This window comes from Pseudomonas sp., assembly GCF_049590575.1.
Lineage (GTDB): Bacteria > Pseudomonadota > Gammaproteobacteria > Pseudomonadales > Pseudomonadaceae > Aquipseudomonas.
Genome location: NZ_JBAWDE010000214.1, coordinates 1 through 24,937 on the forward strand (window position 1 = coordinate 1; position 24,937 = coordinate 24,937).

A 24,937-nucleotide genomic window follows, 5' to 3' on the forward strand; every position below is an offset into this window, starting at 1 on the left:
GGGCAGCAGGCCCAGGCTGGCGCCCAGGGCGCGGTAATCCTCGGCGACCAGCCCGCCTGCCCCCAGGCTCAGCCGAGGGTTCAACGCGCCGCTCCAGCCGGCGCTGAGCACCCAAGGGTCTTCCCCCCGGGTATTGCCGATATTGCGTACCCGTCCGGCGCCCACAGAGTAGCCCGGTGCCGGCAGGCCGATGCCGAGCATGGCCGCCGGCACGGTGAAGCGGCGTTCTTCTCCGCTGCTTTCCTTGACGGTGACTTCAACGTCGGAGCGCGTGTTCAGGCGCCTGACGTCGGTCAGCGAGAACGGCCCGGCGGGCACCACCGTGGAGTGAATCAGCGCGCCGTTCTGGCGCACTTCAACCTGGGCGGGGCTGTTGGCGATACCGCTGATGGTCGAGCCTTGTTCCTGGTCCTGCAGCGCCTGTTCGGTGAACACCTGCATGCCGGTGATCTGCGCCGATGACAGCACCGGGTTGTAGAGGTTGATCTGTCCCGCCTGCAGCACCGCTTGCTGCTCGGCGAACGTGCGCTGGGCGTAGGCCTCCAAGTGGGTGGTGCGCGAGCGTGAATTTTGCCAGGTCTGCACCTGGCGGCTGCGTGCGATCCAGTCGCCGGCGTTGAACCCCACCTCGGTATTGGCCGAGCCGAAGCGGCTGGCGTCGTCGCCATAGCGGTTGTACAACCCGGTGACGTCGTAGTTGAGCAGGCCGGCGAAGCCGCCGGTGTGATAGCCGGACAGCTCGCGCTGACGCGGGCGCAGCGCATCGGTCGGCACTACCAGGCTGATGCTCAGGCTGGCGGGGTCTTGTTCCACCACGGTTTGCGGGTATTCGGCGAGGAAGTCATGGCAGCCCCGGCCGTCCACGGGCGTCGGCACTACCAGGTCAGCGGCGTCGAGCAAGGGCCGGTCAAAACACAGTGCGCCCTGACTGTCGAACGATACATCCACACGGCCACGCCGCAGGCCGTTCACATTCAGGCTGACGGCGTGCCGCCCGCTGGTGTAGCGCGGCGCGTCCAGCAGCAGGTAGGCCAATTGCGGGTCGATACCGCGCTGGTGCAGGGTTTGCGGGTCGAAGGAGTCTGCCCACGCATCGGGTATCAGTAGTGCAAGGGTCAATGGCAGCGCGGCCCGCGCCAGGGTGGAGCGCAGCGGGAAATCGGGTACGGCTTCGCCACCCGGGTCAGTGGTTACTGTGTTCACGTAAGGCACTCAAGTTATGGAAGCCAGCAGCGGTTGGCGGGCCTCCCGGTGACGGTCACTGGGCTGTCACTTCGTTATTCGGCGTTTGCAGCGGTGATCGGTGCTTCGTAGGCGGCGACGGCAAAGCCGTAGACGGTGGCCGGTTGCAGGCGTACCGCCGTGCCTGTGTGGGGGGTACTGAGCCGCAGGGTTTCGCCGGGCAGCACGTAAGTGCGCGGCAGCACCAGGCTGTGCTTGCCGGGTAGCAATTGCAGCTCCTGGGCCAGGCGCACGACATACGGCGTGGGGTTGGCGATATTCAGCTGGCCATGGTTCAGCGACCAGGTCAGCCCGGTCCACGGCGTCCGGTTGGGTGCCAACCCCTTGGGATGAAGGATCACCGGCAGGTTCTGCCGCACGGTCACCCCGACCCGTGCATGCCCGGCCTGGCGCGCATCGCGGTCCTTGGGCATACCTTCGAAGATCACCCGCTTCAGGCGCTGGGTTTGCAGGGGGGTACGGTTTTGCAGGATAAACCGCACCAATTGGCTCTTGTCGGCCTCGACCCTTGCCAGGGGCGGGGTGACAAACAGCAAGGGCTCGGTGTCTTCGGGGATGTCTTCGAGGGTCACGTGCAGCAGGGCAAGCTTGCCGTCGGTGTTGGTGACCGACACCGAGGCTTCGCCATCGGCCTCGTTGACGATCACGACCGAGGTGTCGGGCACCATGCCGTCGGCATACACCTGGCTGCTCAACAGCCAGCCCAGGGCCAGCAGGGTTGGGTAAATCTTCATGACGCAGTTCCTAAAAGGGGTTTTAGAGGTAACGCAAATCCAGGACCAGCGAACCGTCGAGAGGAACGTCCTGCCTGAGAGTCAGCCGGTTTGCCGGGTTGATGGTGGTCTGCGCGCGTATCCGGGTGGTGAGGGTGATAATGGGTTCGGGAAACGGTCGCCCAGGGCGGGCAAAGCCCATCAGGGTGCGGGGGTGGATGGCCGGTTGCGGTGACCAGAGGCCGCCCTGGGTTTTTGAGGCAAGCGACTGCATGGCTTGCCCGTCGCCTTGCGCGGCCTCGAACGCCAAGTCGACGCTGCCCAGGTGTTCGGTCGGCGCATGGGGGTTTTTGCCCAGGCCGTAGGCGGTGTCCGGTGTGGTGGAGGAATCCTCCCGGCTGTCCAGGCCGATCAAGGCAAACAGCATCGGGGCACTGCAGATGATTTCCACTTCCAGCCATCGGCTGGGCAATGGGGTAGGGGCCTCGAGGTTCAGGCTATGGGCGGGGATGGTGCCATGGTCGATGATCCCGCTGCCGGAAAGCGCGATGGTGCAGGAGCTGGGTGTGACCAGGCCCGACAGGGTCAGGTCAGTTGCGGTGCTGGCAAACACGGAGCCGGTGTTGAGCAATAACAGCGCCGCGTACAGGCGTAGGGTTCTGTTCATCATTCGGTCTTCTGTGTGTTCAATGCAGGAACGCCCCTGGCCTTGGATGGTCAGGGGCGCGGGTTTACAGGTATTTCACTTCGAACGTGGCGGACCCATCGATGAGGTGTTCATCGCTTAGATCCAGGCTGTCCGCCCTTGCGATACGCCCATAGACGACCAGGTCAGTAGTCACTTGCTCGATTGCAACGGGCAGCCAGACGCCGCTTGATCGGTCACCGAAGGCGGCCAGTGAGCTGGGCACCAGTGCGGTATCGTCCAGGTCGCGCCAGGTGGTGCCGTTATCCGATGACTCCAGGACGATGGTGTCGACGCTATCGGCCACCGCGTTTTGCAGGGTCAGGTCATAGGCCCCGAGTTTTTGCGTGCCGTTGATCAGGCCCAGGCCATACCCGTAGGCACTGCTGTTGGAGCCGGCGCGGTTGTCAGTGCCCTTGACCGCGAACAGGGTGCTGCCGTCGCAGGTAATGGTCAGTTGCAGCGTGGCGACAGGCAACGACGTGGGGGTCGTCAGGTTCAAGTCCTTGGCGGACACCTTGCCGTAGTCGATCACACCGGCACCGGAAAGGCTGGGAGTGCAGGCATTGGGCGTGATCTTGCCCTTGACGGTCAGGTCGACGGTTGACGCCGCCCAGGCAGGGGCACCGATGCTCAGCATCAATGCGGCGGCCAGGGTTGTGCGGATGATGTTCATAGCGCTCACGTTCCTTTCGAGTCAGTCCGGATTAAGAGGCTTTAGAGGTAAGTCATTTGCACCGTGACGTGACCGTCCATGGGAACTTCATCGAGTACGGTCAGGCGGTCGGTGCCATCGATCATGGTGTACAGACGCAGGTCGGCGGTGAAGCGGGTGACGGCGATGGGCGTCAGGCTGAAATCAGCTCTGCCGATCGCGGTCATGACGTAGTGGCTGAGCATCACCGAAGGCTGCCAGGTCGCGCCGCCGTCCTGTGAGGTGATGGTTCTGACCACGTTGCCATCGGCGACTGCGTTGTACAGGCCGAAATTGACGCTGCCGAGCTTTTCGTCGTTGGGCGTCATGCCCAGGCCGTGGGCCCGAGGGCTGATCGCCGAGGAGCCGGCGCGGTTATCGATGGTGTTCAGCGCCAGGAATGTCGGGGAGTCGCACTGGATCTCCAGCTGCATCACCTGGGGCGGCAACGATGTCGGAGCATCCGGTATGAGCGCCTTGGCCGTCATCTTCCCGTAGTCCACCACGCCTCCACCGGAGAGCATGGGGTCACAGGCGTTGGGCGTGATCGTGCCCTTGACGGTGAAATCGGTAGTGCTGGCCGCGAGTACCGGCGGCGCGAGCAACAAGGTGGCGAGAAAGACAACGGGCGAGGCATTCATAGGCTAGCGGGACCTTTGATGTTGAGGCTGGCGGGTGGGTTACAGGTACATCACTTCAAGGGTGGCCGAGCCGTCGATATCGACTTCGTTGCTCAGGTCCAGGCCGTCGGTAGGGTTGATGTAACCGCTGTAGCGCACCTCGGCGACCAGATCCTGGGTGGGGCGTGGGGCAGAGTCGTCGGCCAGGGTGCCGACGGAGAGGAGTACGCCGGTTTCAAAGCTGTTCCAACTCTCCCAGCTGGTGCCGTTGTTGAAGGAGCCGATGACTTGAACGGGTTCGTCGTCCGCCACCGGGGTGGCGAGGGACAGGGTATATCCGCCCAGTTTTTGCGTGCCATTGATCATGCCCAGACCGAAGTAACTACCGGTGCCCGAGCCCAATCGGTTGTCGGTGCCCTTGAGGGCGAACAACACAGCGGCATCGCAGCTCACGGCCATTTGCAGGGAATGGGCCGGGAGTACGGTGATCTTGTCGGTGTTCAGGTCCTTGGCTGACATCTTGCCGTGATCGATCACGCCGCCGCTGGAAAGGCTAGGCGTACAGGCGTTCGGGGTGATGATGCCCTTGACGGTCAGGTCCACGGTGCTGGCGGCGAACGCGGTAGACGTGCCGGTGATCAGCAGGGTGCTGGCGAGGGCGATCAGGTGCTTGTTCATGGTGAGTTGTCTCGGTGTTAGTTCAACTGACGGGTGCGCGTCACCGCAGCGCATGAAGAGGCGCGGTTGGGCGTTCGGTCAGTTCGGATAGTTGGCCGCCAGGTGAGTTGACGGGTTGCCCTTTTGGGCTGGGGCGCAATTTAGCGCCGGGGGGTAGATGGGGAAATACAACTAATACGAGAAAACACCGGGTGTCGGAATTGGCCGTCCAAGGCGTAGGAAAATTTATGTTTTCGTAGTTTTTGTATCGCTATGAGCCATATTGATATGGATACGTAGTGACGATATTTCGTCCTTTTTGCGTGTGCTCGAGTCGGCCGCCAACAGGACCTCCATCGTCTGTATCCATATCGAGGTGGCCATGAGGCCAATAAGCCCTGCAGGTCATGGCCCGTGGGGCGATCCTCCCGCTCACTGGCTCAACTTGCGTGTACTGGTCGCCGAAGACCACGCCACCTACGGCGCACTGATGGGCTGGTTTCTGCAAAAATTCGGTTTGGATCACGAGTGGGTATGCGACGGCCAGGCGGCGGTCGAGGCCGGCGAGCGCCAACACTTCGACCTGGTCATCAGCGACTGCCGGATGCCGGTGATGGATGGCTATGCCATGGCCCGGCAGGTGCGCCTTCGCGAACGCATCGAGGGCTTGCCGCGGGTCCCGATCATTGCCCTGTCTGCGCAACTGGACGCCGACGATTTGCAGCGCGGCCTCGAGGCCGGCATGGACGCCTGGCTGCTTAAACCGGTGTCGGCGCAACGCCTGCGCGAGGTGCTGGAGCACTGGTTGCCCGGGCCGTCCAATCGCGTGGTCGGCCTTTCTGCGCCATGCCTGCATGCCCACCGGCCTACCCGTGCCGAACTGATCGAGACCTTTGGCGACGAGCAGGTAGTGAATCGCTTGCTGCACAGCCTGCTGCACGAAGCCAATAAAGATTATGCGGGCCTGCTCCAGGCCTGTCGCACGCTGGACCGCCAAGCCGTGCTCGACTGCCTGCATCGCTTGCTGGGCAGCCTGGCGTTCCTCGCCGGCAGTGAACCCGACCCACTTGCGGGACGGCTGATCGCAAGCGTGCGTGAGCATGGCATCGTGCTGAACCAGCGGGCGCTGCAACAGTTCGAGCAGGACGTGATGGTGTATTTGCGCTATTTGACAGATTTATGACGCCGATTCAGCGATATGTAGGATTGGTTCCGTTTCTTTGTGGCTTTGTTTTGTAAGGTTTTTCCTTTTGTTTTGTGGGCATTAATCGCGCAGCCAAAAAACACGGGACTTGGTGGAAATCGATCGCCGTTCGATGGTTGTTGGCGGCGATCTCCAGCGCTATTTTTTAAGAACAATTTGCCATCATTCGTGGTTTTCTATGCTTCGCGTAATTATTGCTGACGATCACCCGCTGGTTCGAATTGGACAGCGGGTGGTGATCGAGGCGAGCGGCAAGTGCAAGGTGGTGGGTGAGGCCGATGGGCCCGATGAGCTGCTCGATGTGCTGGGCACGACACCCTGCGATGTACTGGTCACCGACTTCGCCATGCCGGGCGGGCAACAGGCGGATGGCTACGTGTTGCTGGGCTTGTTGAATCGCCAGTATCCCGATATGCCGGTGATTCTGGTGACCATGTTCGCCAATGTCGCCACGTTGCGCGCGTCCTTTGCCCAGGGTGCCCAGGCGATTGTCGCCAAGAGCGCCTCGTCCAAGGAGTTGCCTTCGGCGATCCGGGCGGTCTGCCAGGGCAAGACGTTCGTCAGCGAGGCCTTGCGCGCGCAGATGGTCGAGTCGGGCACTGGCGACCAGTCCCAGCAGCCCCAGTTGTCGAGCCGCGAGCGCGAAGTGGTGCGCATGCTCGCCAGCGGCATGACCGTCAGCGAGATTGCGGCCCAGGTCAATCGCAGCATTTCCACCATCAGCAAACAAAAAAGCACGGCCATGAACCGGCTGTGCATTTCCAGCGATGTCGACCTGTTCGCCTATGCGCGTAGCTGCGGGATGATTCCTTAGCCATTCCAGTGATCAATGCCGGTAGTGTTCCCGGCCACCGAGGATTATCGTATCCAGCCCTGCCACCCCCTTTGCGGAAACTGCCCATGAGCGACGCCCATAACGCCTTGATCACCGAGTTCTACAGTGCTTTCCAGCGCCTGGACGCCGAGGCCATGGTGGCCTGCTACACCGAGGACGTGCTGTTCAGCGACCCGGCGTTCGGTGAGTTGCGTGGGCGTGACGCCGGGGATATGTGGCGCATGCTGACCACCCGCGCCAAGGATTTTTCCCTGACTTTCGACCATGTGCGCAGCGATGAAACCACCGGCAGCGCGCATTGGGTCGCAACGTACCTGTTCAGCGCGACCGGCAATACCGTGATCAACGATATCGGCGCACGCTTTGTGTTCCGTGACGGCAAGATCTGCGAGCACCACGACCACTTTGACCTGTGGCGCTGGTCGCGCCAGGCCCTAGGCCTCAAGGGCTTGTTGCTGGGCTGGTCGCCTGCGCTGAAAAACGCCGTGCGCGCCCAGGCGCTCAAAGGCTTGAAGGCATTTCAGGCCAGTCGTTGATAAGCTTGGCGTTCTTCCGGTTTAACGAATTGGCTCGTGACGACTCCCACTGAACCCAAACCCTGGTTCGTCTACCTGGTACGCGCCGCGAATGGCGCGCTGTATTGCGGAATCAGCAATGACCCGGTGCGCCGCTTTGCCTCTCACCAGAGCGGCAAGGGCGCCCGGTTTTTCCTCTCCAGCCCGGCGGTAGCGCTGGTGTATACCGAGCAATGCGCGAGCAAGGGCGAGGCCTTGCGCCAGGAGCGCCTGATCAAGAAATTGAAGAAAAGTGCCAAGGAATGCCTGGCGGCCAGCGGCTCATTGATTTGACTGATGGGTTCCCATCGTCCCCACACGCAATGTTGCAGGCTAAGCTAGCGGCTCATCCCTCGAGCGGAGCCTGGCATGTCCGAGTTGATCCTTCACCACTACCCGCAATCCCCCTTTGCTGAAAAAGCCCGCCTGTTGCTGGGCTTCAAAGGCTTGTCCTGGCATTCGGTGCATATCTCGCCGGTCATGCCCAAGCCTGATCTTACTGCCCTGACGGGTGGCTATCGCAAGACCCCGGTGCTGCAAGTCGGCGCGGATGTCTACTGCGACACCGCGCTGATCGCTCGGCGCCTGGAGCAGGAAAAATCCGCGCCGGCGCTATTCCCTCAGGGCCTGGAACTGGTGACCCAGTCCTTTGCCGCCTGGGCTGATTCAGTGGTGTTTTCCCAGGCCGTGGCGCTGGTGTTTCAGCCCGAGTCCCTGGCGGTCAAATTCGCCAAGGTGCCACCGCAAATGCTCCAGGTGCTGGTGGCTGACCGCAGCAAACTGTTCAGCGGCGGCACGGCTGCCCGCGTGCAACTGGACCAGGCCAAGCACCAATGGCCGGCGATCATTGGCCGTATCGACCAGCAATTGCAGCATGCGCCGGGGGATTTCCTGTTTGGCGAACCGTCGATTGCTGACTTTGCCCTGGCCCATCCGTTGTGGTTCCTCAAGGGCTCGTCCGTGACTGCGCCGCTGGTGGATGCCTACCCGGCCGTCGCTGCCTGGTTGGACCGGGTACTGGGCTTTGGTCACGGCACCAGCACGCAGATGAATGCCGAGCAGGCCCTGGAAGTGGCGCGTAACACGGCGCCGGCGGCGCTGCCCGATGAGCTGTTCGAGGACTTGAACGGCTTCAAGGCCGGCCAGCAGGTGACGATTTCCGCCACTGACTACGGCACTGACCCCGTGGCCGGCGAGCTGTTGTTTGCCGGGCGCGAGGAACTGATCCTACGGCGCACTGATGAACGTGCCGGCACCGTACATGTGCATTTCCCACGCTTGGGTTTCCGCATTCAGGCGCAGTGAGAAAAAATATCTGCAAATAAAGGTGAGGTAAATCGCCCGCCCATCCGTGTAGTGCTTGAAACTGCGATCTATTCGCATTAACAGCGTTTTCTACACGGGTTCTCACAGCATGAAGTCGACGGCGGGCGGTTTGGTTAAACAGTGGCTGGGAGCCTCGGTATTGGCGGTTTCGGGGCTGGCATTGTTGCCCCTGAGCGTGGCGCAGGCACAGGAGCAGCAAAGCGCCCAGTTCAATTTTGCCCTGGCAGCCAAACCGCTGCCCCAGGCCCTGAGCGATTTCAGCCGGGTCACCGGGATCAGCGTGATCTACACCGACGAAGCGCCCTACGGCCTGATTGCCCCGGCCGTCAGCGGGCAAATGAGCGCGACCCAGGCGCTGCAACGCCTGCTGGGCAACTCCGGCTTTACCTTCCGCCAGATCGACGCCCGCACCCTGGCCCTGGAACCCGTGCCCACCGACGGCGCGCTGAACCTGGGCGCCACCACCATCAGCGGTACCGGCCAAACCGAGGACAGCACCAGCTACCAGCCGCCGCCTACCAGCTCGGTGATGCGTTCCCACGGCCTGCTGCTGGAAACCCCGCAAACCGTCAACGTGGTACCGGCCCAAGTGCTGCGCGACCAGACCCCACGCAACCTGGATGACGCCCTCGCCAATATCAGCGGCATCACCCAGGCCAACACCCTGGCCAGCACCCAGGACGCAGTGATGCTGCGCGGTTTCGGCGACAACCGTAACGGCTCGATCATGCAGGACGGCATGCCGCTGGTGCAGGGCCGTGCGCTGAACGCCACCGCCGAGCGCGTCGAAGTGCTCAAGGGCCCGTCGTCGCTGCTCTACGGCATCCAGGACCCGGGCGGCGTGGTCAATATCGTCAGCAAAAAACCGCAACTGACCCAGTCCACCGCGCTGACCGCACGCGGCTCGACCTTTGGCGACGGCAAGAACGGCAGCGGCGGCAGCCTTGACACCACCGGGCCCATCGGCGATTCGGGCCTGGCGTATCGCCTGATCGTCGACCATGAAGACGAGGACTACTGGCGCAACTTCGGCACCCACCGCGAGACGCTGGTGGCGCCGTCGTTGGCGTGGTTCGGCGACAGCACCAAGCTGCTGTTTGCCTACGAGCATCGGGAATTTCTCTCGCCGTTCGACCGGGGCACGGCGATCGACCCCAAGACCAATCATCCTTTGGATATCCCCGCCACCCGGCGCCTGGATGAGCCGTTCAACAACATGGAAGGCCGCTCGGACCTGTACCGTTTCGAAGCCGACCACGATTTGAATGACGACTGGAAAGCGCACTTCGGCTACAGCTGGAACCGCGAAACCTACGATGCCAGCCAGGTGCGTGTCAGCGCGGTGAATGCCAACGGCACACTGACCCGCAAGATGGACGGCACCCAAGGCGCGATCACCACCGACCGTTTCACCACCGCGAGCCTCGAAGGCAAGGTCAACGTGCTGGGCATGCAGCATGACCTGGTGTTCGGCCTGGATGACGAATACCGCAAGATCTACCGCGCCGATCTGATTCGGCAGAACTCGCGCGGCACCTTCAACTACAACAATCCGGTGTATGGCAACGAAGTGGCGGGCACCACCGTGAGTGCTGCCGACAGCGCCCAGACCGACCTGCTGCGTAGCGACTCGCTGTTCTTCCAGGACGCTATCCACCTCACCGACCAGTGGATATTCGTGGCCGGCGCGCGCTACCAGATGTATGACCAGTACGCCGGCAAGGGCGTGCCGTTCAAGGCCAACACCAATGGCAACGGCCAAGCCTGGGTGCCACGTGCCGGCCTGGTGTATCGCTACACCGACGAATTGTCGTTTTATGGCAGCTACACCGAGTCGTTCAAACCCAACTCGACCATCGCGGCGCTGGCCGATGGCAGCACCTTGACCGGCGACCTCACACCGGAAGAATCCAAGTCCTGGGAACTGGGCGCTAAGCTCGATATTCCTGGGCGCATCACTGCCAGCGCGGCGTTGTTCAATATCGACAAGCGCAATGTGCTGGTGTCGGTGGGCTCCGGTGCAAACACCATTTACAGCATCGCCGGCCAAGTGCGCTCGCGCGGCCTGGAGCTGGATGCCACTGGCCAGTTGACCGACCAGTGGAGCGTCATCGGCAGCTATGCCTACACCGACGCCCTGGACGTGAAAGACCAAGACCCGACGCTGCAGGGCAACCGCCTGCAAAACGTCGCCAAGCACACCGGCTCGCTGTCGGTAGCCTACGACTTCGGTAATATCTTCGGCGGCGACCAGCTGCGCGTGGGCACCGGTGCGCGCTATGTGGGCGAGCGCGCAGGCGACGCCGCCAACGACTTCACCCTGCCGGGCTACACCGTGGCAGACGCGTTCGCCACCTACGACACCAAGATCGACGGGCAGAAGGTCAAGTTCCAGCTCAACGTGAAGAACCTGTTCGACCGCGTCTATTACACCTCGGCGGCCAGCCGCTTGTTTGTGTCCATGGGGGATGCGCGGCAGGTGTCGGTGTCGAGCACGCTGGCGTTCTAAGCGATTATCTGCGGTGTTTTTGTGGCGAGCAGCCTTGCTCGCCACAGGGGGGCGGAGCTGTTAGCGTTGTCGCCACTGACAGCTTTGCGGAACACGATTCTGATGCACTTTGGACGATGGCTACACCTGTTGTGCTTGAGCTTTTTGCTGGGGGGGTGCGCGAGCGTTTCGCCGACGCCCACCCCGGCAACCCTGGACCACCTCCTGGCCGACCCGGCGCTGAACGGCGCCACGGTTTCGCTGATGGTGCGCGACGCCCGCAGCGGCAACACCCTCTACCAGCACAACCCCCGCACGCGGCTGATTCCGGCTTCCAACCTCAAGCTACTGACCACGGCGGCGGCGATGGATGTGCTGGGCCCGCAGTACCGGTTTTCCACCCAGCTGTTGAGCAACGGCACCCGCCAGGGCGAGCGCCTGGCTGGCAACCTGTACCTGCGTGGCCTGGGCGACCCGACTACGCAGTTCGCCGACTACCAGGCACTTGCCGCTCAGCTGGCGAGCCAGGGTGTGCGCCAGGTGCAGGGTGACCTGGTGTTCGACGACACCTTTTTCGATGCCGAGCGCTTGGGCGTGGACTGGGCCCAGGACGACGAAAGCACCTACTACGGCGCGCAGATTTCGGCACTGACGGTGTCGCCGAATACGGATTTTGATGCAGGCACGTTACTCGTCACCGCCAAGGCCCCCGTCGCGGCGGGCCAACCGCTGAACGTGGTGATCAGCCCGGCCACTGATTATGTGCAACTGAGCAACCGTGCGGTGAGTGGCGCGGGCAACAGCTACGCGATCACCCGCCAGCACGGCACCAACCTGCTGCAACTCACGGGCGCGTTGGCGCCGGGCCAGCAACGCCGGCAGTGGGTGAGTGTGTGGGAGCCGACGCAGCTGGTGGCCAATCTGTTTGAACAGGCGCTGGCGCAGCAGGGCATCCAGGTACTGGGGCGACGGGTGATCGGTGGCACAAGCCCCGCGACGGCCACGGTCTTGGCAGAGCATCAATCGGCGCCGTTGCAGGACTTGATCACGCCGTTGCTCAAACTCTCGAACAACAACATGTCTGAAGCCTTGCTCAAAGCCATGGGCCGCAAGACGGCGAATGCCGGTACGGCAGCGGCGGGTGTGGCGGCAGTGGCGGCGTTTATGCAGCGCCAGGGGCTGGACCCGGCGACGTTGAGCCAGGTCGACGGTTCAGGCCTGTCGCGGCGCAATCTGGTGTCGTCGCAGAACCTGACGGATCTGTTGGTGGCGACTGCCAGGCAACCCTGGTTCGCGGCCTGGTACGAGGCCTTGCCGATTGCCGGGAATGCCGACCGCATGACCGGCGGCAGCCTGCGCAATCGCCTGCGCGGCACCGCGGCGCAAAACAACCTGCACGGCAAGACCGGCTCCATGGCCGGCGTGTCGTCGTTGAGCGGTTACATCACCGACGCCGAGGGACGGCGCCTGGTGTTCTCGATGATCAGCAATAACTATATCAGCGACGCGGCGCCGATCCGCGCACTGGAAAACCGCGTGGCGCTGGCCCTGACCCAATGGCGCGACTAGTTCAGGGCTGATAGCCCATGCGCCAACTCACCGCCCGGGTCGCCGCCAGCAGGCGCTGGGCTGCCGGGCCATCTTCGTCGGCGTGAAACAGCGAGGTAGGCCCCACCACGGTCATCACCGCCGCCACCTGCCCGATGGCGTTGAACACCGGTGCCGACAGGGCGTCCACGCCGGGCATCAGCAGGCCATGTACAAAATGCAGGCCTCGCTGGCGGATCTGTGCGCAGGCGCTGGCGTAGGCCTGGTCGTCCGCCAAGGCGTGGGCGATACCCGCCTCAATTTCGCGTTCGCGCAACTCGACGGTTTCTCGCGCTGGCAGGAATGCACTGAACACCAGCCCGGTGGACGAGCTGAGCAGTGGCAGCACCGAACCCAGCTGTGTCACCACCGTGACCGCACGCACGGCGGGTTCAATCTGCACCACCGTTGCACCCTGGTTGCCCCACACCGCCAGGAAGCAGGTTTCATTCAGTTCATCGCGCAGTTCCGCCAGGGGCAGGGCGCCGACTTTCAACACGTCCATGCTGCCCAGCGCGGCCAAGCCCACACGTAACGCTTCGCGGCCCAGGCCGTAATGGTTGGTGGCGGTGTTCTGTTCGGCAAAACCCGAGGCGATCAGCGCCTGCAAGTAACGGTGAACCTTGCTCGCCGGCATCTGCACATGTTCGGCCAGGCGCGACAGCGACGTGGCCGGCGACAGCTCGGCCAGGGCCTTGAGGATATCGGTGCCCACTTCGGCCGAGCGGACTTTCTGTTTACCGGTGTCGCGGGGCTTTTCCATGGAAGGGCGAGAATCCGAGAGATGAATGGGCGTCTTTATAGCTTGACGGTCGATAGTGATCAAATTACGTTATGCGTAACTGGATTACGATAAAAACAACTTCCGTACAGAGGATGATCCATGAACCTCGAATACCTGTCGGGCTTCGGCAATGAATTCGCCAGCGAAGCCTTGCCTGGCGCACTGCCCGTCGGCCAGAACTCCCCGCAAAAAGCGCCCTATGGGCTGTACACCGAACTGTTCTCCGGCACCGCGTTTACCGTGGCGCGCAGCGAAGCCCGCCGCACCTGGCTGTATCGCATCCAGCCGTCGGCCAACCACCCGGCGTTCGCCAAGCTGGAACGGCAACTGGCCGGTGGGCCGCTGGGCGCAGTCACGCCCAATCGCCTGCGCTGGAACCCCTTGGATATCCCCGGCGAACCGACCGACTTTATCGACGGGCTTGTAGGCATGGTCGCCAATTCGGGGTCGGAAAAACCCTCAGGCATCAGCATCTACAACTACCGCGCCAACCAATCCATGGACCGCGTGTTCTTCAACGCCGACGGCGAGCTGTTGATCGTCCCCGAGCAGGGCCGCCTGCGCATCGCCACCGAATTGGGCGTGCTCGAGGTGGAACCGCTGGAGATCGTCGTATTGCCGCGCGGCCTCAAATTCCGCGTCGAACTGCTCGACGCCCAGGCCCGCGGCTACGTCGCGGAAAACCACGGCGCGCCGCTGCGCCTGCCCGACCTGGGCCCGATAGGCAGCAACGGCCTGGCCAACCCGCGCGACTTCCTCACCCCGGTTGCCCACTACGAAGACCTGAAACAGCCGACGACGCTGGTGCAGAAGTTCCTCGGTGAACTCTGGGCCTGCGAGCTGGACCATTCGCCGCTGAACGTGGTGGCCTGGCACGGTAACAATGTGCCGTACAAATACGACCTGCGGCGTTTCAACACCCTTGGCACCGTGAGTTTCGATCACCCGGACCCGTCGATCTTCACCGTCCTGACCTCGCCGACCAGCGTGCACGGCCTGGCCAACCTCGACTTCGTGATCTTCCCGCCGCGCTGGATGGTGGCCGAAAACACCTTCCGCCCGCCGTGGTTCCACCGCAACCTGATGAACGAATACATGGGCCTGATCCAGGGCGTCTACGACGCCAAGGCCGAAGGCTTCCTGCCCGGTGGCGCGTCGCTGCACAGCTGCATGAGTGCTCACGGCCCGGACGGCGAGACCTGCACCAAGGCCATCAACGTGGACCTGGCGCCGCACAAGATCGATAACACCATGGCCTTTATGTTCGAAACCAGCCAAGTGCTGCGGCCCACGCAATTCGCGCTGCAATGCCCGCAACTGCAGCCCTCTTACGACGCGTGCTGGGCCTCGTTGCCTGCCACCTTCAACCCGAACCGGAGATAACCCATGACTCAGCCAACCCTTACCCGCAGCTGGGTCGACTCTGCCAACGGGCACAGTGATTTCCCGTTGCAGAACCTGCCGCTGGGCGTGTTCAGCATCAACGGCTCGGCGCCGCGCACCGGCGTGGCGATTGGCGACGCGATCCTCGACTTGCACGCCGCCATCGACGCGTTCGACGGCGAAGCGCGCCGCGCGGTCGAAGCTACCGCGGGCGGCCAACTCAACGCGTTTTTCGAACTGGGCCGTGGCCCGCGCGTGGCCTTGCGCGAACGCTTGCTGGAGCTGTTGGCCGAAGGCAGCACGCTGCACACCCGTGAGGCGCAGGTGCTGCACCGCGCCGCCGATTGCCAGATGCACTTGCCGGCCAGAATCAGCGATTACACCGACTTCTACGTCGGCATCGAACACGCACAGAACGTCGGCAAACTGTTCCGCCCGGATAACCCGCTGCTGCCCAACTACAAATACGTGCCGATCGGCTATCACGGGCGTGCCTCGACCGTTCGCCCGTCGGGCACCGAGGTGCGTCGCCCCAAAGGCCAGACCCTGCCAGCCGGCCAGACCGAGCCGACATTCGGTCCGTGCGCGCGCCTGGATTATGAGCTGGAACTGGGCATCTGGATCGGCCAGGGCAATGCCCTGGGCGACTCGATTGCCATCGGTGACGCGGCCGAGCACATCGCCGGTTTCTGCCTGCTCAACGATTGGTCGGCGCGGGATATCCAGGCCTGGGAATACCAGCCGCTCGGGCCGTTTCTGTCAAAAAGCTTTATCACCACGATCTCGCCCTGGGTGGTGACGGCCGAAGCACTCGCGCCGTTCCGCAAAGCGCAACCGGCTCGTCCCGAAGGCGATCCGCAACCGCTGCCCTACCTGCTGGATGCGCGTGACCAGGCAACCGGCGCGTTGGACATCGAACTGGAAGTGCTGCTGACTACCGACTCGATGCGAGAGCAAAACCTGCCGGCCCATCGTCTGGCCCTGAGCAATAGCCTGCACATGTACTGGACCGTCGCGCAATTGGTCGCGCACCACAGCGTCAACGGCTGCCAGTTGCAGGCCGGTGATCTGTTTGGCTCCGGCACCCTGTCCGGGCCGCAAGCAGGGCAGTTCGGCAGCCTGCTGGAGATGACCGAAGGCGGCAAAAAGCCGATTGAATTGCCGTCCGGCGAGGTGCGTAAATTCCTCGAAGACGGCGACGAAATCATCCTGCGCGCGCGTTGCAGCCGCGAAGGTTTTGCCTCCATAGGTTTTGGCGAGTGCCGCGGCACGGTGGTCGCCGCGCGTTGAGAGGGCAGGGCGATGGAACTCTATACCTATTACCGCTCCACCTCGTCGTACCGGGTGCGTATCGCCTTGGCGCTCAAGGGCCTGGATTTCAGCGCGGTGCCGGTGAATCTGCTGGTGCCGGGCGGCGGGGCCAATCGCCAACCCGAGTACCTGGCGATCAACCCGCAAGGCCGTGTGCCGGCCTTGCGCACCGACGATGGTGAGCTGTTGATTCAATCGCCGGCGATCATCGAATACCTGGACGAACGTTATCCACAGGTGCCGCTGCTGTCCAAGGACCTGGCCACCCGTGCCCATGAGCGCGCGGTGGCGTCGATCATCGGTTGCGATATTCACCCGCTGCACAACTCCAGCACCCAGAACCTGTTGCGCCAGTGGGGGCATGACGAGGCGCAGATCCTGGAGTGGATCGGGCATTGGATCAGCCAGGGGCTGGGCGCGGTGGAGCAGTTGATTGGCAATGAGGGTTTCTGCTTTGGCGAGCAGCCGGGCCTGGCCGATGCGTTTCTGATTCCGCAGCTGTACGCGGCGGAGCGCTTCAAGGTGCCATTGGCGGCGTACCCGCGCATCGGGCGGGTGGCGGCGTTGGCGGCGCAGCATCCGGCGTTTATGCAGGCTCACCCCGCCAATCAACCGGATACCCCTGACACACCCTAAATCAATGTGGGAGCAAGCCCTCTCCCACATTTTGATTGGCGTCATCCTTATAAAAATAACAGGTACCTTGCCATGCACACTCAGATTGCCAGCTTTCGCGCGGCACTCGACGCCCGTCCGGTATCACGCTATCAGTGGTTGATTCTCCTGTTGCTGGCGTTGCTGCTGGTAACCGACGGTTATGACGCCCAGGTGCTGGGCTACGTGGTGCCCGCCCTGGCCAAGGATTGGGGCCTGGAAAAAGCCGCGTTCGGCCCGGTGTTCAGCGCCAACCTGTTGGGCCTCACGTTGGGCTCGCTGCTGGTTACGCCGCTGGCGGACCGGTTTGGCGTGCGGCGCATCCTGCTCGGTTGTGTGCTGATCTACGCCAGCCTCACGGTGCTGATGGTGTTCGCCAACTCGCTGACGACCCTGATGGCCGCGCGGTTTATCTGCGGGATCGGCATGGGCGGTGCGATGCCCAGCGCCATGGCCTTGATGTCGGAATATTCGCCGCCACGCATGCGCACGTTCATGGTGACGTTGGCGGCGTGCGGCTTTTCGTTCGGCGGCGCAGCGGGTGGGTTTGTAGCGGCAGGGTTTATCGAGGGCTACGGCTGGCAGGCGGTATTCCTCGCGGGCGGCGTGACGCCGTTGCTGCTGTTCCCTTTCCTGGTGTGGTTACTGCCTGAATCGCTGCCGCGCCTGCTGCGTGATGCCCCCCCCTATGCGCGGCTGCAAAAAGTCACCGCGCGCATGTTACCCGGCTGGCAACCACCGCCAGCCAGCGATGCCCAAAACCAGCAGGAGCAGGGCAGCCAGCTCACTGTGGTCGAGTTGTTTCGCAACGGCTATGCGCGGCCGACCGTGCTGATTTGGGCGACCTTTTTTGTCAGCCTGATCCTGCTGTATTTCATGATCAGCTGGCTGCCGTCGCTGTTGCTGGAAAGTGGCCTGGCGCTCAAGCAAGCCAACCTGGTGACCTCGATGTTCCTGTTTGCCGGCACCTTGGGCGCCATCGGTATGGCATGGTTTGCCGACCGGTTGAAAAGCAAGGTGCGGCTGCTGTCCGGTGTATTGGCGGCGGCGGCGGTGTGCACCCTTTTGCTCGGCCTGAACCACGACAACCCGCGCTACCTGGTGGCCTGCGTCTTTGCGGCGGGGTTTTGCATCATCGGTGGGCAGCTGACCCTGAATGCGTTCGCCAGTAATTTCTACCCGGCGCAGGTGCGCGCCACCGGAACCGGCTGGGCGCTGGGTGTCGGGCGGTTCGGCTCGATCCTGGGGCCGCTGTTTGGCAGCATGCTGTTGGCGATGCACATTCCGGTGCAGCAGATTTTCTTCTTCTGCGCGATTCCGGCGGTGATTGCGGCGGTGTTGATTATTCAGGTGCGCTCGCCGCAGCCTAGTGCACCACCGAGTTGGGCGGCAGATGCCCCAGCCGCTCCGTCAGGCGCAGACGCTGGATCGGGTCTTCGCTGAGCATCAGCGCGTGTTCCAGGTCGAAACGCTCGGCGTTCGGGCAGTCCAGGCGTTGATACAGGCTGGCGCGGGCGAGGTAATCGGCGGCGCTGGCGTTGCCCAGCTCCAGCACACGTTCGGCGTCGATCAGGGCTGACAGCGGGTTGTCATTCGAGAGGTGCAGCTGGCGCAGGTTGCGCGACAGGCGTTGCAGGATCGAGCGCGGTTCGGCGCTGTGCAGGTGGTCGGCCTGTAGCTTGAGGTTCGGGCCGTATTGGCGTTGCAACAGTTCGCGACAATCGTTGGGGTACAGGCGCCGACCGCCGCAGGGGTCCAGCAGGTGATCGGCGCCCGGCACACGTAACAGGAAGTGGCCCGGAAAATTGACGCCGACCATCGGGATATTCAGGCGTCGCGCCAGCTCCATGGCAATCAAGCCCATGGCCAAGGGTTGCCCGCGTTTGCGTTGCAGCACCTTGTCCAGCAGGGCGGCGGCGGGGCGCAACGGGGTGAACTCATCCTGGGCGAACCCCAGGTCATTCATGCGCCGCAGCAGCGGTTGGCCCAGTTCATCCGCCGGCAGCATGGGCATGCCCAGGCCGACCTGATGCTCGAGCGCGGTGAGATCCTGCAGGATCAGCAACGGCTGCACTGCCGGGTCGTGCTCGGCGGCAATCCACAGCGCGGCTTCAAACAGCGCAGGGGGCAAACGTTCCAGGCAGGCGAAAAAGGCTGTGCGGGGATTCATTGCATTCTCCGGCGGATGCCCCCCCGTTTTAGCCTTGCTGGGAATTTTCGTCCAGTGGCTTGAGCAATATCCTTTCTGCTTATGTCGTGGAGCCTGCAAAACCGGGTGGCTTATTCCAGCGCGCTTCTGCAGTTTTCTGGCGCACGCCTATACTTGGCGACTACAAGAAGTGATTCGGGAGCTCGACGATGTTTGCGCTCATGCACAGCACCCGCCTTGAATCGCTGCACCTGAGCATCGACCCGGTGACGGGATTGAAGGCGGTCATAGCCATTCACAACAGCCGCCTGGGCCCTGCCTTGGGTGGCTGTCGCTATCTCTCCTACCCCGACGACGAAAGCGCCGTCGCCGATGCCGCGCGCCTGGCCCAGGGCATGAGCTACAAAGCCGCGTTGGCTGGGTTGCCGGTGGGTGGCGGCACAGCCGTGATCATCCGTCCCGTACACGTGGAAAGTCGTGCGGCGCTGTTCGAAGCATTTGGCCGCTGCATCGAAAAACTCGACGGCCGCTTCATCACCTCGATCGACAGCGGCACGTCGGTGGCCGACATGGACTGCATTGCCCAGCACACCCGCTTCGTTACCAGCACCACTGCCGCAGGCGACCCGGCGCCCCATGCCGCCATGGGCGTGTTTACCGGCATTCGCGCCGCCGCCATGGCCCGCCTGGGCAGTGATAACCTCGAAGGCTTGCGCGTGGCGATCCAGGGCCTTGGCAATGTCGGTTATGCCCTGGCCGAGCAATTGCACGCGGCCGGCGCCGAACTGCTGGTGAGCGATATCGACCACGGCAAAGTGCAACTGGCCATGGAGCAATTCGGCGCGCACCCGATCGCCAACGACGCTTTGCTTAGCACCCCGTGCGATATCCTGGCGCCATGCGGCCTCGGCGCGGTGTTCACGCGCACCAGCGTTGGGCAACTGCGCTGCGCCGCCGTCGCCGGTTCCGCCAGCGCACAATTGACCAACCTGCAAGTGGCCGACCAACTGGAAGGGCGTGGCATCCTCTACGCCCCGGACTACGTGATCAACTCCGGTGGCCTGATTTACGTCGCTCTCAAACACAGCGGTGCCGAGCTACACAGTATTACCGCGCACCTGTCGAACATCGGCACGCGCCTGACGGAAATCTTCGCCCACGCCCAGGCCGAAAAACGCTCCCCCGCCCGAGTGGCGGACGAACTGGCCGAGCGCCTGCTCTACAAATAAGCCAGGCATTAAAAAGGCCCTGAATCGATGATTCAGGGCCTGTTCAATTCGGGCTTTATTCCGCCGCTGCGTTCAGCAACTCGGACAGCGCGTCCGGTTGGCTCTTGAACGCCTTGGCAAATACATCGCGGTTCTTCGCCATGTAGATCCCGGCTTCTTCCACCTGCTGCTCGCTCAGCGACGGCACGGCCTTTTGCAACACTTCTGCCAGCAACTCAGCGAGTTCTAGCATTTTGTCATGACGGTCAGCTTCGGCTTTATCCATGAACAAACGCTCCAGATCTCGGCTGCTGCGGTATACCACTTCGACGGCCATTCACCACCTCACATGCCTTCACGATAGTTGTCTTTTGCGACTACTGTATTTATATACAGCAAAAAGAGTAAGCCAAACCGCGCGGTTTGGGTAGCAGTTTTTTAATGTAGTCGGGAAATACAGGTCAGGCGTGCCTCATGTCACCCCGCCATCATCTTAGACCTGCCTCTGGCCTTTTTTCTGCATGCAGAACAACCGTCACGTCTAACCCGCATTATCCGGTCGAGTCGACCTAAGGAAGCATCATCGTGAAAATCAACTGGGCCGAAAAGCTGCGCCAGAACGTCCATGGCCTGGCCGAGTCGCTGGGCAATCTGTTTGTCGAGTCATTCCACTACCTGGCGCTGTTTGCCATTGGTGCGGTGACCGCGTGGGCGGCGGTGATGGAGTTTCTGGGAATGCTGGAGAACGGGCATATCAAGATTGATGACATCTTGTTGCTGTTCATCTACCTGGAACTGGGCGCCATGGTCGGGATTTATTTCAAGACCAACCACATGCCGGTGCGCTTTCTGATCTATGTGGCGATCACCGCGTTGACGCGCCTGCTGATTTCCAACGTGTCCCATCACAACCCGCCCGATATCGGCATCATCTACCTGTGCGGCGGAATTCTGCTGTTGGCGTTTGCGATTCTGGTGGTGCGCTACGCGTCGTCGGCGTTCCCCTCGGTGAAAGTCGAAGGCCCGCGTCGCAAGGGCGAGGCGAGCCTGGAAACCGAGAAAGGCGAGCTTTAAAGCCCGACGTTGAAGGGCAGGCTGGGGGCGGGCGGTCGTTGCAGCACTTTGTGGCTATCGCCGTCCGTCATCACCGCCAGGATCTCCATGGCGCTGTGGCCCTGCTCGATCGCAATGCCGAACTGGATGCTTTGCACCAGGCGCTTGAGGCGTTGCGGGTCGTTGCGTTGTTCGGCGCTGATCATGCGTTTGGCGACCACCCCGGTATCGTCCGAGAGGGTGAGCATGATGCTGCCATCCAGCCGCTGGATGCTCAGGTTGACGCGGTATTTTGGCGTGAAGGTGTCGGTGATGATCTGAAAAGGATTGTCCATGGTGCGTTACCGCCTGATAAGAACATGCAGTCATTGACGACCGGTGTCGGGATTAGTTCGCGTCTCCTGACCATCGGCCACTACGTCGTTGAGGTTTTACAAATTCCGTTTGCCTCACAGGCTGTACAGCAAAGGGCGTGCCGTGCGGCGCTCTACCCTCAAGTGAAATTCTGATGTGGGAGGGGGCTTGCCCCCGATAGCGGTCTTTCAGCCGAGCATTCATTGGCCGACACACCGCGTTCGGGGGCAAGCCCCCTCGCACATTTGCCCTGTGTTGTTTGTGATGTGAGTGATCTATTTCAGGGCGGTACCGAGAAAACGAGCACAGACAGCGCAATCAGCACTCCACCCAGCTCACCGCCAGGCCGCCCCGTGAAGTTTCTTTGTATTTGTCATGCATGTCGGCGCCGGTATCGCGCATGGTGCGGATGACCCGGTCGAGGGAAATGAAGTGTTTGCCATCACCGCGCAGGGCCATTTGCGTGGCATTGATCGCCTTGACGGCGGCAATCGCGTTGCGCTCGATACACGGCACTTGCACCAGGCCGCCGACCGGGTCGCAGGTCAGGCCGAGGTTGTGTTCCAGGCCGATTTCGGCGGCGTTTTCCAGTTGCTCCGGGGTGGCGCCAAGGATGTCGGCCAGGCCGGCGGCGGCCATGGCGCAGGCCGAACCGACTTCGCCCTGGCAGCCGACTTCAGCGCCGGAGATCGAGGCGTTCTTCTTGCAAAGAATGCCGACGGCGGCAGCGGCGAGGAAGAAATTGACCACATCATCGTCGGACGCGTCGGCGTTGAACTTCATGTAGTAATGCAGCACAGCCGGGATGATGCCTGCGGCGCCGTTGGTCGGCGCGGTGACCATGCGCCCGCCGGCGGCGTTTTCCTCGTTGACGGCGAGGGCGAACAGGTTGACCCATTCCATCGCCGACAACGTCGAGGTGATGACATTCGGCTTGCCGATTTCCAGCAGGCTGCGGTGCAATTTCGCCGCGCGGCGCGGCACATCCAGGCCGCCAGGCAAGATGCCTTCATCGCGCAGGCCTTGCTCGACGCATTCGCGCATCACCGACCAGATGTGCAACAGGCCGCTGCGGATGTCTTCGTCGCTGCGCCACGCCCTTTCATTGGCCATCATCAGTTCCGAAACCCGCAAGCCGTGCTTGTTGCACAAGGCCAGCAGCTCGACGGCGCTGGAAAATTCGTAGGGTAATTGCACGGCGCTGGTCGGCGCGACGCCGGAGGCAGCCTCGGCCGCTTCGATAATGAAACCGCCGCCCACCGAGTAATAGATTTGTTCGCTCAGCAGGCCGTTTTCGCCATAGGCGTGCAGGGACATGGCGTTGGGGTGGTAGGGCAGGCTTTCTTCGAGCAGCAGGAGGTCGGTGTGCCAATTGAAGGCAATCTCCTGTACCCCAGCGAGCAACAACCGGCCTGACTCACGCAGTTGCTGGATGCGCCCGTTGATCGAGAGGGGGTCGATCCGGTCCGGCCATTCGCCCATCAGCCCCATGACACAGGCGCGGTCGGTGGCGTGGCCGACGCCTGTGGCCGACAGCGAGCCATACAGGCGTACTTCGACACGCCGGGTTTGGCTGAGCAGTTGTTGGTCGGTCAGGGCTTGGGAAAAGGTCGCCGCTGCCCGCATCGGGCCGACGGTATGCGAGCTGGAAGGGCCGATGCCCACCTTGAATAGATCGAAAACGCTGATAGCCATGCTAAAGCCTTACAAGCAATGGAGTAGGGATCGCTGCCATGTTTTGTAGGACATGCGGAATTGAGGCGATACTGATCCTCTGGAATGACACTGACCAACGAATTATTCTAAGACACCCTTTAGCAGGACTAAACGCTATGACCCGGCCCCTTCATGGTCAGACTTACGTCTGGCTGCACGTTTTTTCCTGTGCGGCGCGGCACTTGTCGTTCACCCGTTGCGCCGAAGAACTGCACATCACGCCGGGGGCGGTGAGCCAGCAGATTCGCCAGTTGGAGGAACGCCTGGGCTTTCGGCTGTTCCACCGACGGGCGCGGGGTGTGGAGCTCAGCGCCGAAGGGCAACGGCTGGCGACGACGGTAGGGGAGGCCTACGGCAGCATTGATGCCGAATTGCAGCGCCTGGATGCGGGGATGATCAGCGGCACCTTGCGCGTGCGCTCGATCCCGTCTTTCCTGGGCAAGTGGCTGACCCCGCGGTTGCCGCGCCTGCAGCAACGTTTCCCGGATATCCAGCTGCGCTTGGTCGCCGAAGACAGCAGCATCGCCCTGCACGAGGGGGACTTCGACCTGGCCATCGACCTGAACGACGGCAGCTACCCTGGCCTGTTATCCACAGCCTTGCTGGATGAGCAGATTTTCCCGGTGTGCGCGCCCGGCCTGCTACGTGGCCGTCCGCCCTTGCACGGGCCGGCTGACCTGGTGCATTTCCCGTTGTTGCACGACATCACCGCCTGGCGTGGGAGTTATGAGTACGCCGAGTGGGAGTTTTATCTGGACGCTATTGGCTACCACGACGCCGATGTACGACGCGGCCATACGTTCAACCGCAACCACCTGACCATCGAAGCGGCGATTGCCGGGATGGGCGTGGCCATCGCGCGGCGCACCTTGCTTAACGATGAGCTGGAACGTGGCACCTTGATCGTGCCCTTCGGCCTGGCCGTGCCCAACCACAAACGCTATGTGCTGCTGTACGCGCCAGGCGCGCTGAACCATCCGGGCGTGCGGGCGGTCCATGATTGGCTGGTGGAAGAAGCGAATATCTTTCGTGGCTTGCACCCCTTGGGAGAGGGGTAATTGAAAGGAATTGGGCAGGTAGGAAGGTGCGCCCAACTCCCGACGATAACAGCGTGTTTGATGGTTGTCAGAGTTAATTTGTAATGTGCTAATTATCTTTGAAAAGGGGTTGAATTGTTTCTCGGTCTGCCCAATTGTGTAATCAAGAGGTCATGGTTTTACCTGCCTGGTAAAGCAATCGTGACCTCCCGCGAGCTAGCTGAAATAAGGGAAGAACTATGCAAATCCAAGTCAATAGCGATAACCATATTGAAAGCAGCATCCGACTGGAGGAGTGGGTACGTAATACCATTGAAAGCACGCTCGAACGTTATGAAGAAGACCTGACCCGTGTCGAGGTCTACCTGCGGGACGAGAACGGCGACAAGCCTGGTCCCCATGATTTAAGTTGCCGCCTGGAAGCCCGGCCAAAAGGCCATCAACCGCTTTCGGTGCTCCACAAGGCCGATACCCTGGAGCAGGCGATCGACGGCGCCGCGACCAAACTGGACCATGCGCTGGAACACCTGTTTGGCAAACTGCAAGGCAAGCCACGCGCTGCCGGGAAAAACCAGCCGACCACCAAGGTCAACGAAGATGAGCTTGAACAGGAGTTCCTGGAAAAAGAACGTGCCGTATTCAACGGCTGATCACTGACAGTTCGTTCATCCTGAATAAAACGG

Annotated in this window: 26 protein-coding genes; 15 read left to right on the forward strand and 11 right to left on the reverse strand. The window is 62.3% G+C overall.

What is annotated here, in order from left to right; genetic code table 11:
* The 6 genes from WBR57_RS14120 to WBR57_RS14145 all read right to left on the reverse strand — a co-directional run.
* The coding region (locus tag WBR57_RS14120; protein WP_424084338.1) for a fimbria/pilus outer membrane usher protein at positions 1-1,203 on the reverse strand (1,203 nt) is incomplete at its 3' end.
* Between the two features lie 74 nt (positions 1,204-1,277).
* The gene (locus WBR57_RS14125) at positions 1,278-1,976 is read right to left on the reverse strand and encodes a fimbria/pilus chaperone family protein (RefSeq protein ID WP_424084339.1); all 699 of its coding nucleotides are present in this window, start codon (positions 1,974-1,976) and stop codon (positions 1,278-1,280) included.
* Positions 1,977-1,998: 22 nt separating this feature from the next.
* Positions 1,999-2,622, reverse strand: a complete 624-nt coding sequence (locus tag WBR57_RS14130) for a DUF1120 domain-containing protein (protein ID WP_424084340.1) — start codon at positions 2,620-2,622, stop codon at positions 1,999-2,001.
* Between the two features lie 64 nt (positions 2,623-2,686).
* Positions 2,687-3,316: a DUF1120 domain-containing protein gene (locus WBR57_RS14135; protein ID WP_424084341.1), complete on the reverse strand. Its 630-nt coding sequence runs from the start codon at positions 3,314-3,316 to the stop codon at positions 2,687-2,689.
* 41 nt (positions 3,317-3,357) lie between these two features.
* Positions 3,358-3,975: a DUF1120 domain-containing protein gene (locus WBR57_RS14140; RefSeq protein WP_424084342.1), complete on the reverse strand. Its 618-nt coding sequence runs from the start codon at positions 3,973-3,975 to the stop codon at positions 3,358-3,360.
* Between the two features lie 39 nt (positions 3,976-4,014).
* Complete coding sequence (locus tag WBR57_RS14145; RefSeq protein WP_424084343.1) at positions 4,015-4,632, reverse strand: DUF1120 domain-containing protein; 618 nt, start codon at positions 4,630-4,632, stop codon at positions 4,015-4,017.
* A 361-nt stretch (positions 4,633-4,993) separates the two neighbouring features.
* Between WBR57_RS14145 and WBR57_RS14150 the strand changes: the two genes are divergently transcribed.
* The 7 genes from WBR57_RS14150 (at position 4,994) to dacB (ending at position 12,587) form a co-directional block, all read left to right on the forward strand.
* Complete coding sequence (locus WBR57_RS14150; protein WP_424084344.1) at positions 4,994-5,794, forward strand: response regulator; 801 nt, start codon at positions 4,994-4,996, stop codon at positions 5,792-5,794.
* 199 nt (positions 5,795-5,993) lie between these two features.
* Positions 5,994-6,629 (forward strand): response regulator, encoded by a 636-nt coding sequence (locus tag WBR57_RS14155; RefSeq protein WP_424084345.1) that lies wholly within the window; start codon positions 5,994-5,996, stop codon positions 6,627-6,629.
* Between the two features lie 86 nt (positions 6,630-6,715).
* Positions 6,716-7,186, forward strand: coding sequence for a nuclear transport factor 2 family protein (locus WBR57_RS14160; RefSeq protein WP_424084346.1), 471 nt, complete (start codon positions 6,716-6,718; stop codon positions 7,184-7,186).
* 36 nt (positions 7,187-7,222) lie between these two features.
* Positions 7,223-7,498, forward strand: a complete 276-nt coding sequence (locus WBR57_RS14165) for a GIY-YIG nuclease family protein (protein ID WP_101266778.1) — start codon at positions 7,223-7,225, stop codon at positions 7,496-7,498.
* Between the two features lie 75 nt (positions 7,499-7,573).
* Positions 7,574-8,509, forward strand: a complete 936-nt coding sequence (locus WBR57_RS14170) for a glutathione S-transferase family protein (RefSeq protein WP_424084347.1) — start codon at positions 7,574-7,576, stop codon at positions 8,507-8,509.
* Between the two features lie 109 nt (positions 8,510-8,618).
* The gene (locus WBR57_RS14175; protein WP_424084348.1) at positions 8,619-11,039 is read left to right on the forward strand and encodes a TonB-dependent siderophore receptor; all 2,421 of its coding nucleotides are present in this window, start codon (positions 8,619-8,621) and stop codon (positions 11,037-11,039) included.
* 102 nt (positions 11,040-11,141) lie between these two features.
* Complete coding sequence (dacB, locus tag WBR57_RS14180; RefSeq protein ID WP_424084349.1) at positions 11,142-12,587, forward strand: D-alanyl-D-alanine carboxypeptidase/D-alanyl-D-alanine endopeptidase; 1,446 nt, start codon at positions 11,142-11,144, stop codon at positions 12,585-12,587.
* A gap of 1 nt (position 12,588) precedes the next feature.
* On the opposite strand, the gene WBR57_RS14185 is transcribed toward dacB, so the two are convergent.
* Positions 12,589-13,368 carry an IclR family transcriptional regulator gene (locus WBR57_RS14185; RefSeq protein ID WP_424084350.1) on the reverse strand — a complete coding sequence of 260 codons (780 nt, stop codon included), beginning with the start codon at positions 13,366-13,368 and terminating at the stop codon, positions 12,589-12,591.
* 120 nt (positions 13,369-13,488) lie between these two features.
* Here WBR57_RS14185 and hmgA point away from each other — a divergent pair, with 120 nt between their 5' ends.
* From hmgA to WBR57_RS14205, 4 genes are all read left to right on the forward strand, one after another.
* Complete coding sequence (gene hmgA, locus WBR57_RS14190; protein WP_424084351.1) at positions 13,489-14,772, forward strand: homogentisate 1,2-dioxygenase; 1,284 nt, start codon at positions 13,489-13,491, stop codon at positions 14,770-14,772.
* 3 nt (positions 14,773-14,775) lie between these two features.
* Positions 14,776-16,062, forward strand: coding sequence for a fumarylacetoacetase (gene fahA, locus WBR57_RS14195; protein ID WP_424084352.1), 1,287 nt, complete (start codon positions 14,776-14,778; stop codon positions 16,060-16,062).
* Positions 16,063-16,074: 12 nt separating this feature from the next.
* The gene (maiA, locus tag WBR57_RS14200; protein WP_424084353.1) at positions 16,075-16,719 is read left to right on the forward strand and encodes a maleylacetoacetate isomerase; all 645 of its coding nucleotides are present in this window, start codon (positions 16,075-16,077) and stop codon (positions 16,717-16,719) included.
* 72 nt (positions 16,720-16,791) lie between these two features.
* Positions 16,792-18,180: an MFS transporter gene (locus tag WBR57_RS14205; RefSeq protein WP_424084354.1), complete on the forward strand. Its 1,389-nt coding sequence runs from the start codon at positions 16,792-16,794 to the stop codon at positions 18,178-18,180.
* Here WBR57_RS14205 and WBR57_RS14210 read toward each other — a convergent pair.
* Positions 18,104-18,907 carry a SirB1 family protein gene (locus WBR57_RS14210; RefSeq protein WP_424084355.1) on the reverse strand — a complete coding sequence of 268 codons (804 nt, stop codon included), beginning with the start codon at positions 18,905-18,907 and terminating at the stop codon, positions 18,104-18,106. The genes WBR57_RS14205 and WBR57_RS14210 overlap by 77 nt on opposite strands.
* A 188-nt stretch (positions 18,908-19,095) precedes the next feature.
* Between WBR57_RS14210 and WBR57_RS14215 the strand changes: the two genes are divergently transcribed.
* Positions 19,096-20,115 carry a Glu/Leu/Phe/Val dehydrogenase dimerization domain-containing protein gene (locus tag WBR57_RS14215; protein ID WP_424084356.1) on the forward strand — a complete coding sequence of 340 codons (1,020 nt, stop codon included), beginning with the start codon at positions 19,096-19,098 and terminating at the stop codon, positions 20,113-20,115.
* Between the two features lie 55 nt (positions 20,116-20,170).
* Here WBR57_RS14215 and WBR57_RS14220 read toward each other — a convergent pair whose 3' ends face one another.
* Positions 20,171-20,431 (reverse strand): YebG family protein, encoded by a 261-nt coding sequence (locus tag WBR57_RS14220; RefSeq protein ID WP_003171979.1) that lies wholly within the window; start codon positions 20,429-20,431, stop codon positions 20,171-20,173.
* 248 nt (positions 20,432-20,679) lie between these two features.
* On the opposite strand from WBR57_RS14220, the gene WBR57_RS14225 reads away from it, so the two are divergent.
* Positions 20,680-21,168: a phosphate-starvation-inducible PsiE family protein gene (locus WBR57_RS14225; RefSeq protein ID WP_122543591.1), complete on the forward strand. Its 489-nt coding sequence runs from the start codon at positions 20,680-20,682 to the stop codon at positions 21,166-21,168.
* Here WBR57_RS14225 and WBR57_RS14230 read toward each other — a convergent pair.
* Entirely contained in the window at positions 21,165-21,482 is a 318-nt protein-coding gene (locus tag WBR57_RS14230) for a DUF3509 domain-containing protein (protein ID WP_424084357.1), read from the reverse strand. The genes WBR57_RS14225 and WBR57_RS14230 overlap by 4 nt on opposite strands.
* A 337-nt stretch (positions 21,483-21,819) precedes the next feature.
* A complete protein-coding gene (locus WBR57_RS14235; RefSeq protein ID WP_424084358.1) occupies positions 21,820-23,196 on the reverse strand; it encodes an L-serine ammonia-lyase in 1,377 nt (458 codons plus the stop codon).
* A gap of 137 nt (positions 23,197-23,333) precedes the next feature.
* Between WBR57_RS14235 and WBR57_RS14240 the strand changes: the two genes are divergently transcribed.
* Both WBR57_RS14240 and WBR57_RS14245 read left to right on the forward strand, forming a co-directional pair.
* On the forward strand, positions 23,334-24,275 hold the full coding sequence (locus WBR57_RS14240) for a LysR substrate-binding domain-containing protein (protein ID WP_424084359.1): 942 nt from the start codon (positions 23,334-23,336) through the stop codon (positions 24,273-24,275).
* A 218-nt stretch (positions 24,276-24,493) separates the two neighbouring features.
* Positions 24,494-24,904, forward strand: a complete 411-nt coding sequence (locus tag WBR57_RS14245) for an HPF/RaiA family ribosome-associated protein (RefSeq protein WP_424084360.1) — start codon at positions 24,494-24,496, stop codon at positions 24,902-24,904.
* Positions 24,905-24,937 lie beyond the last annotated feature (33 nt).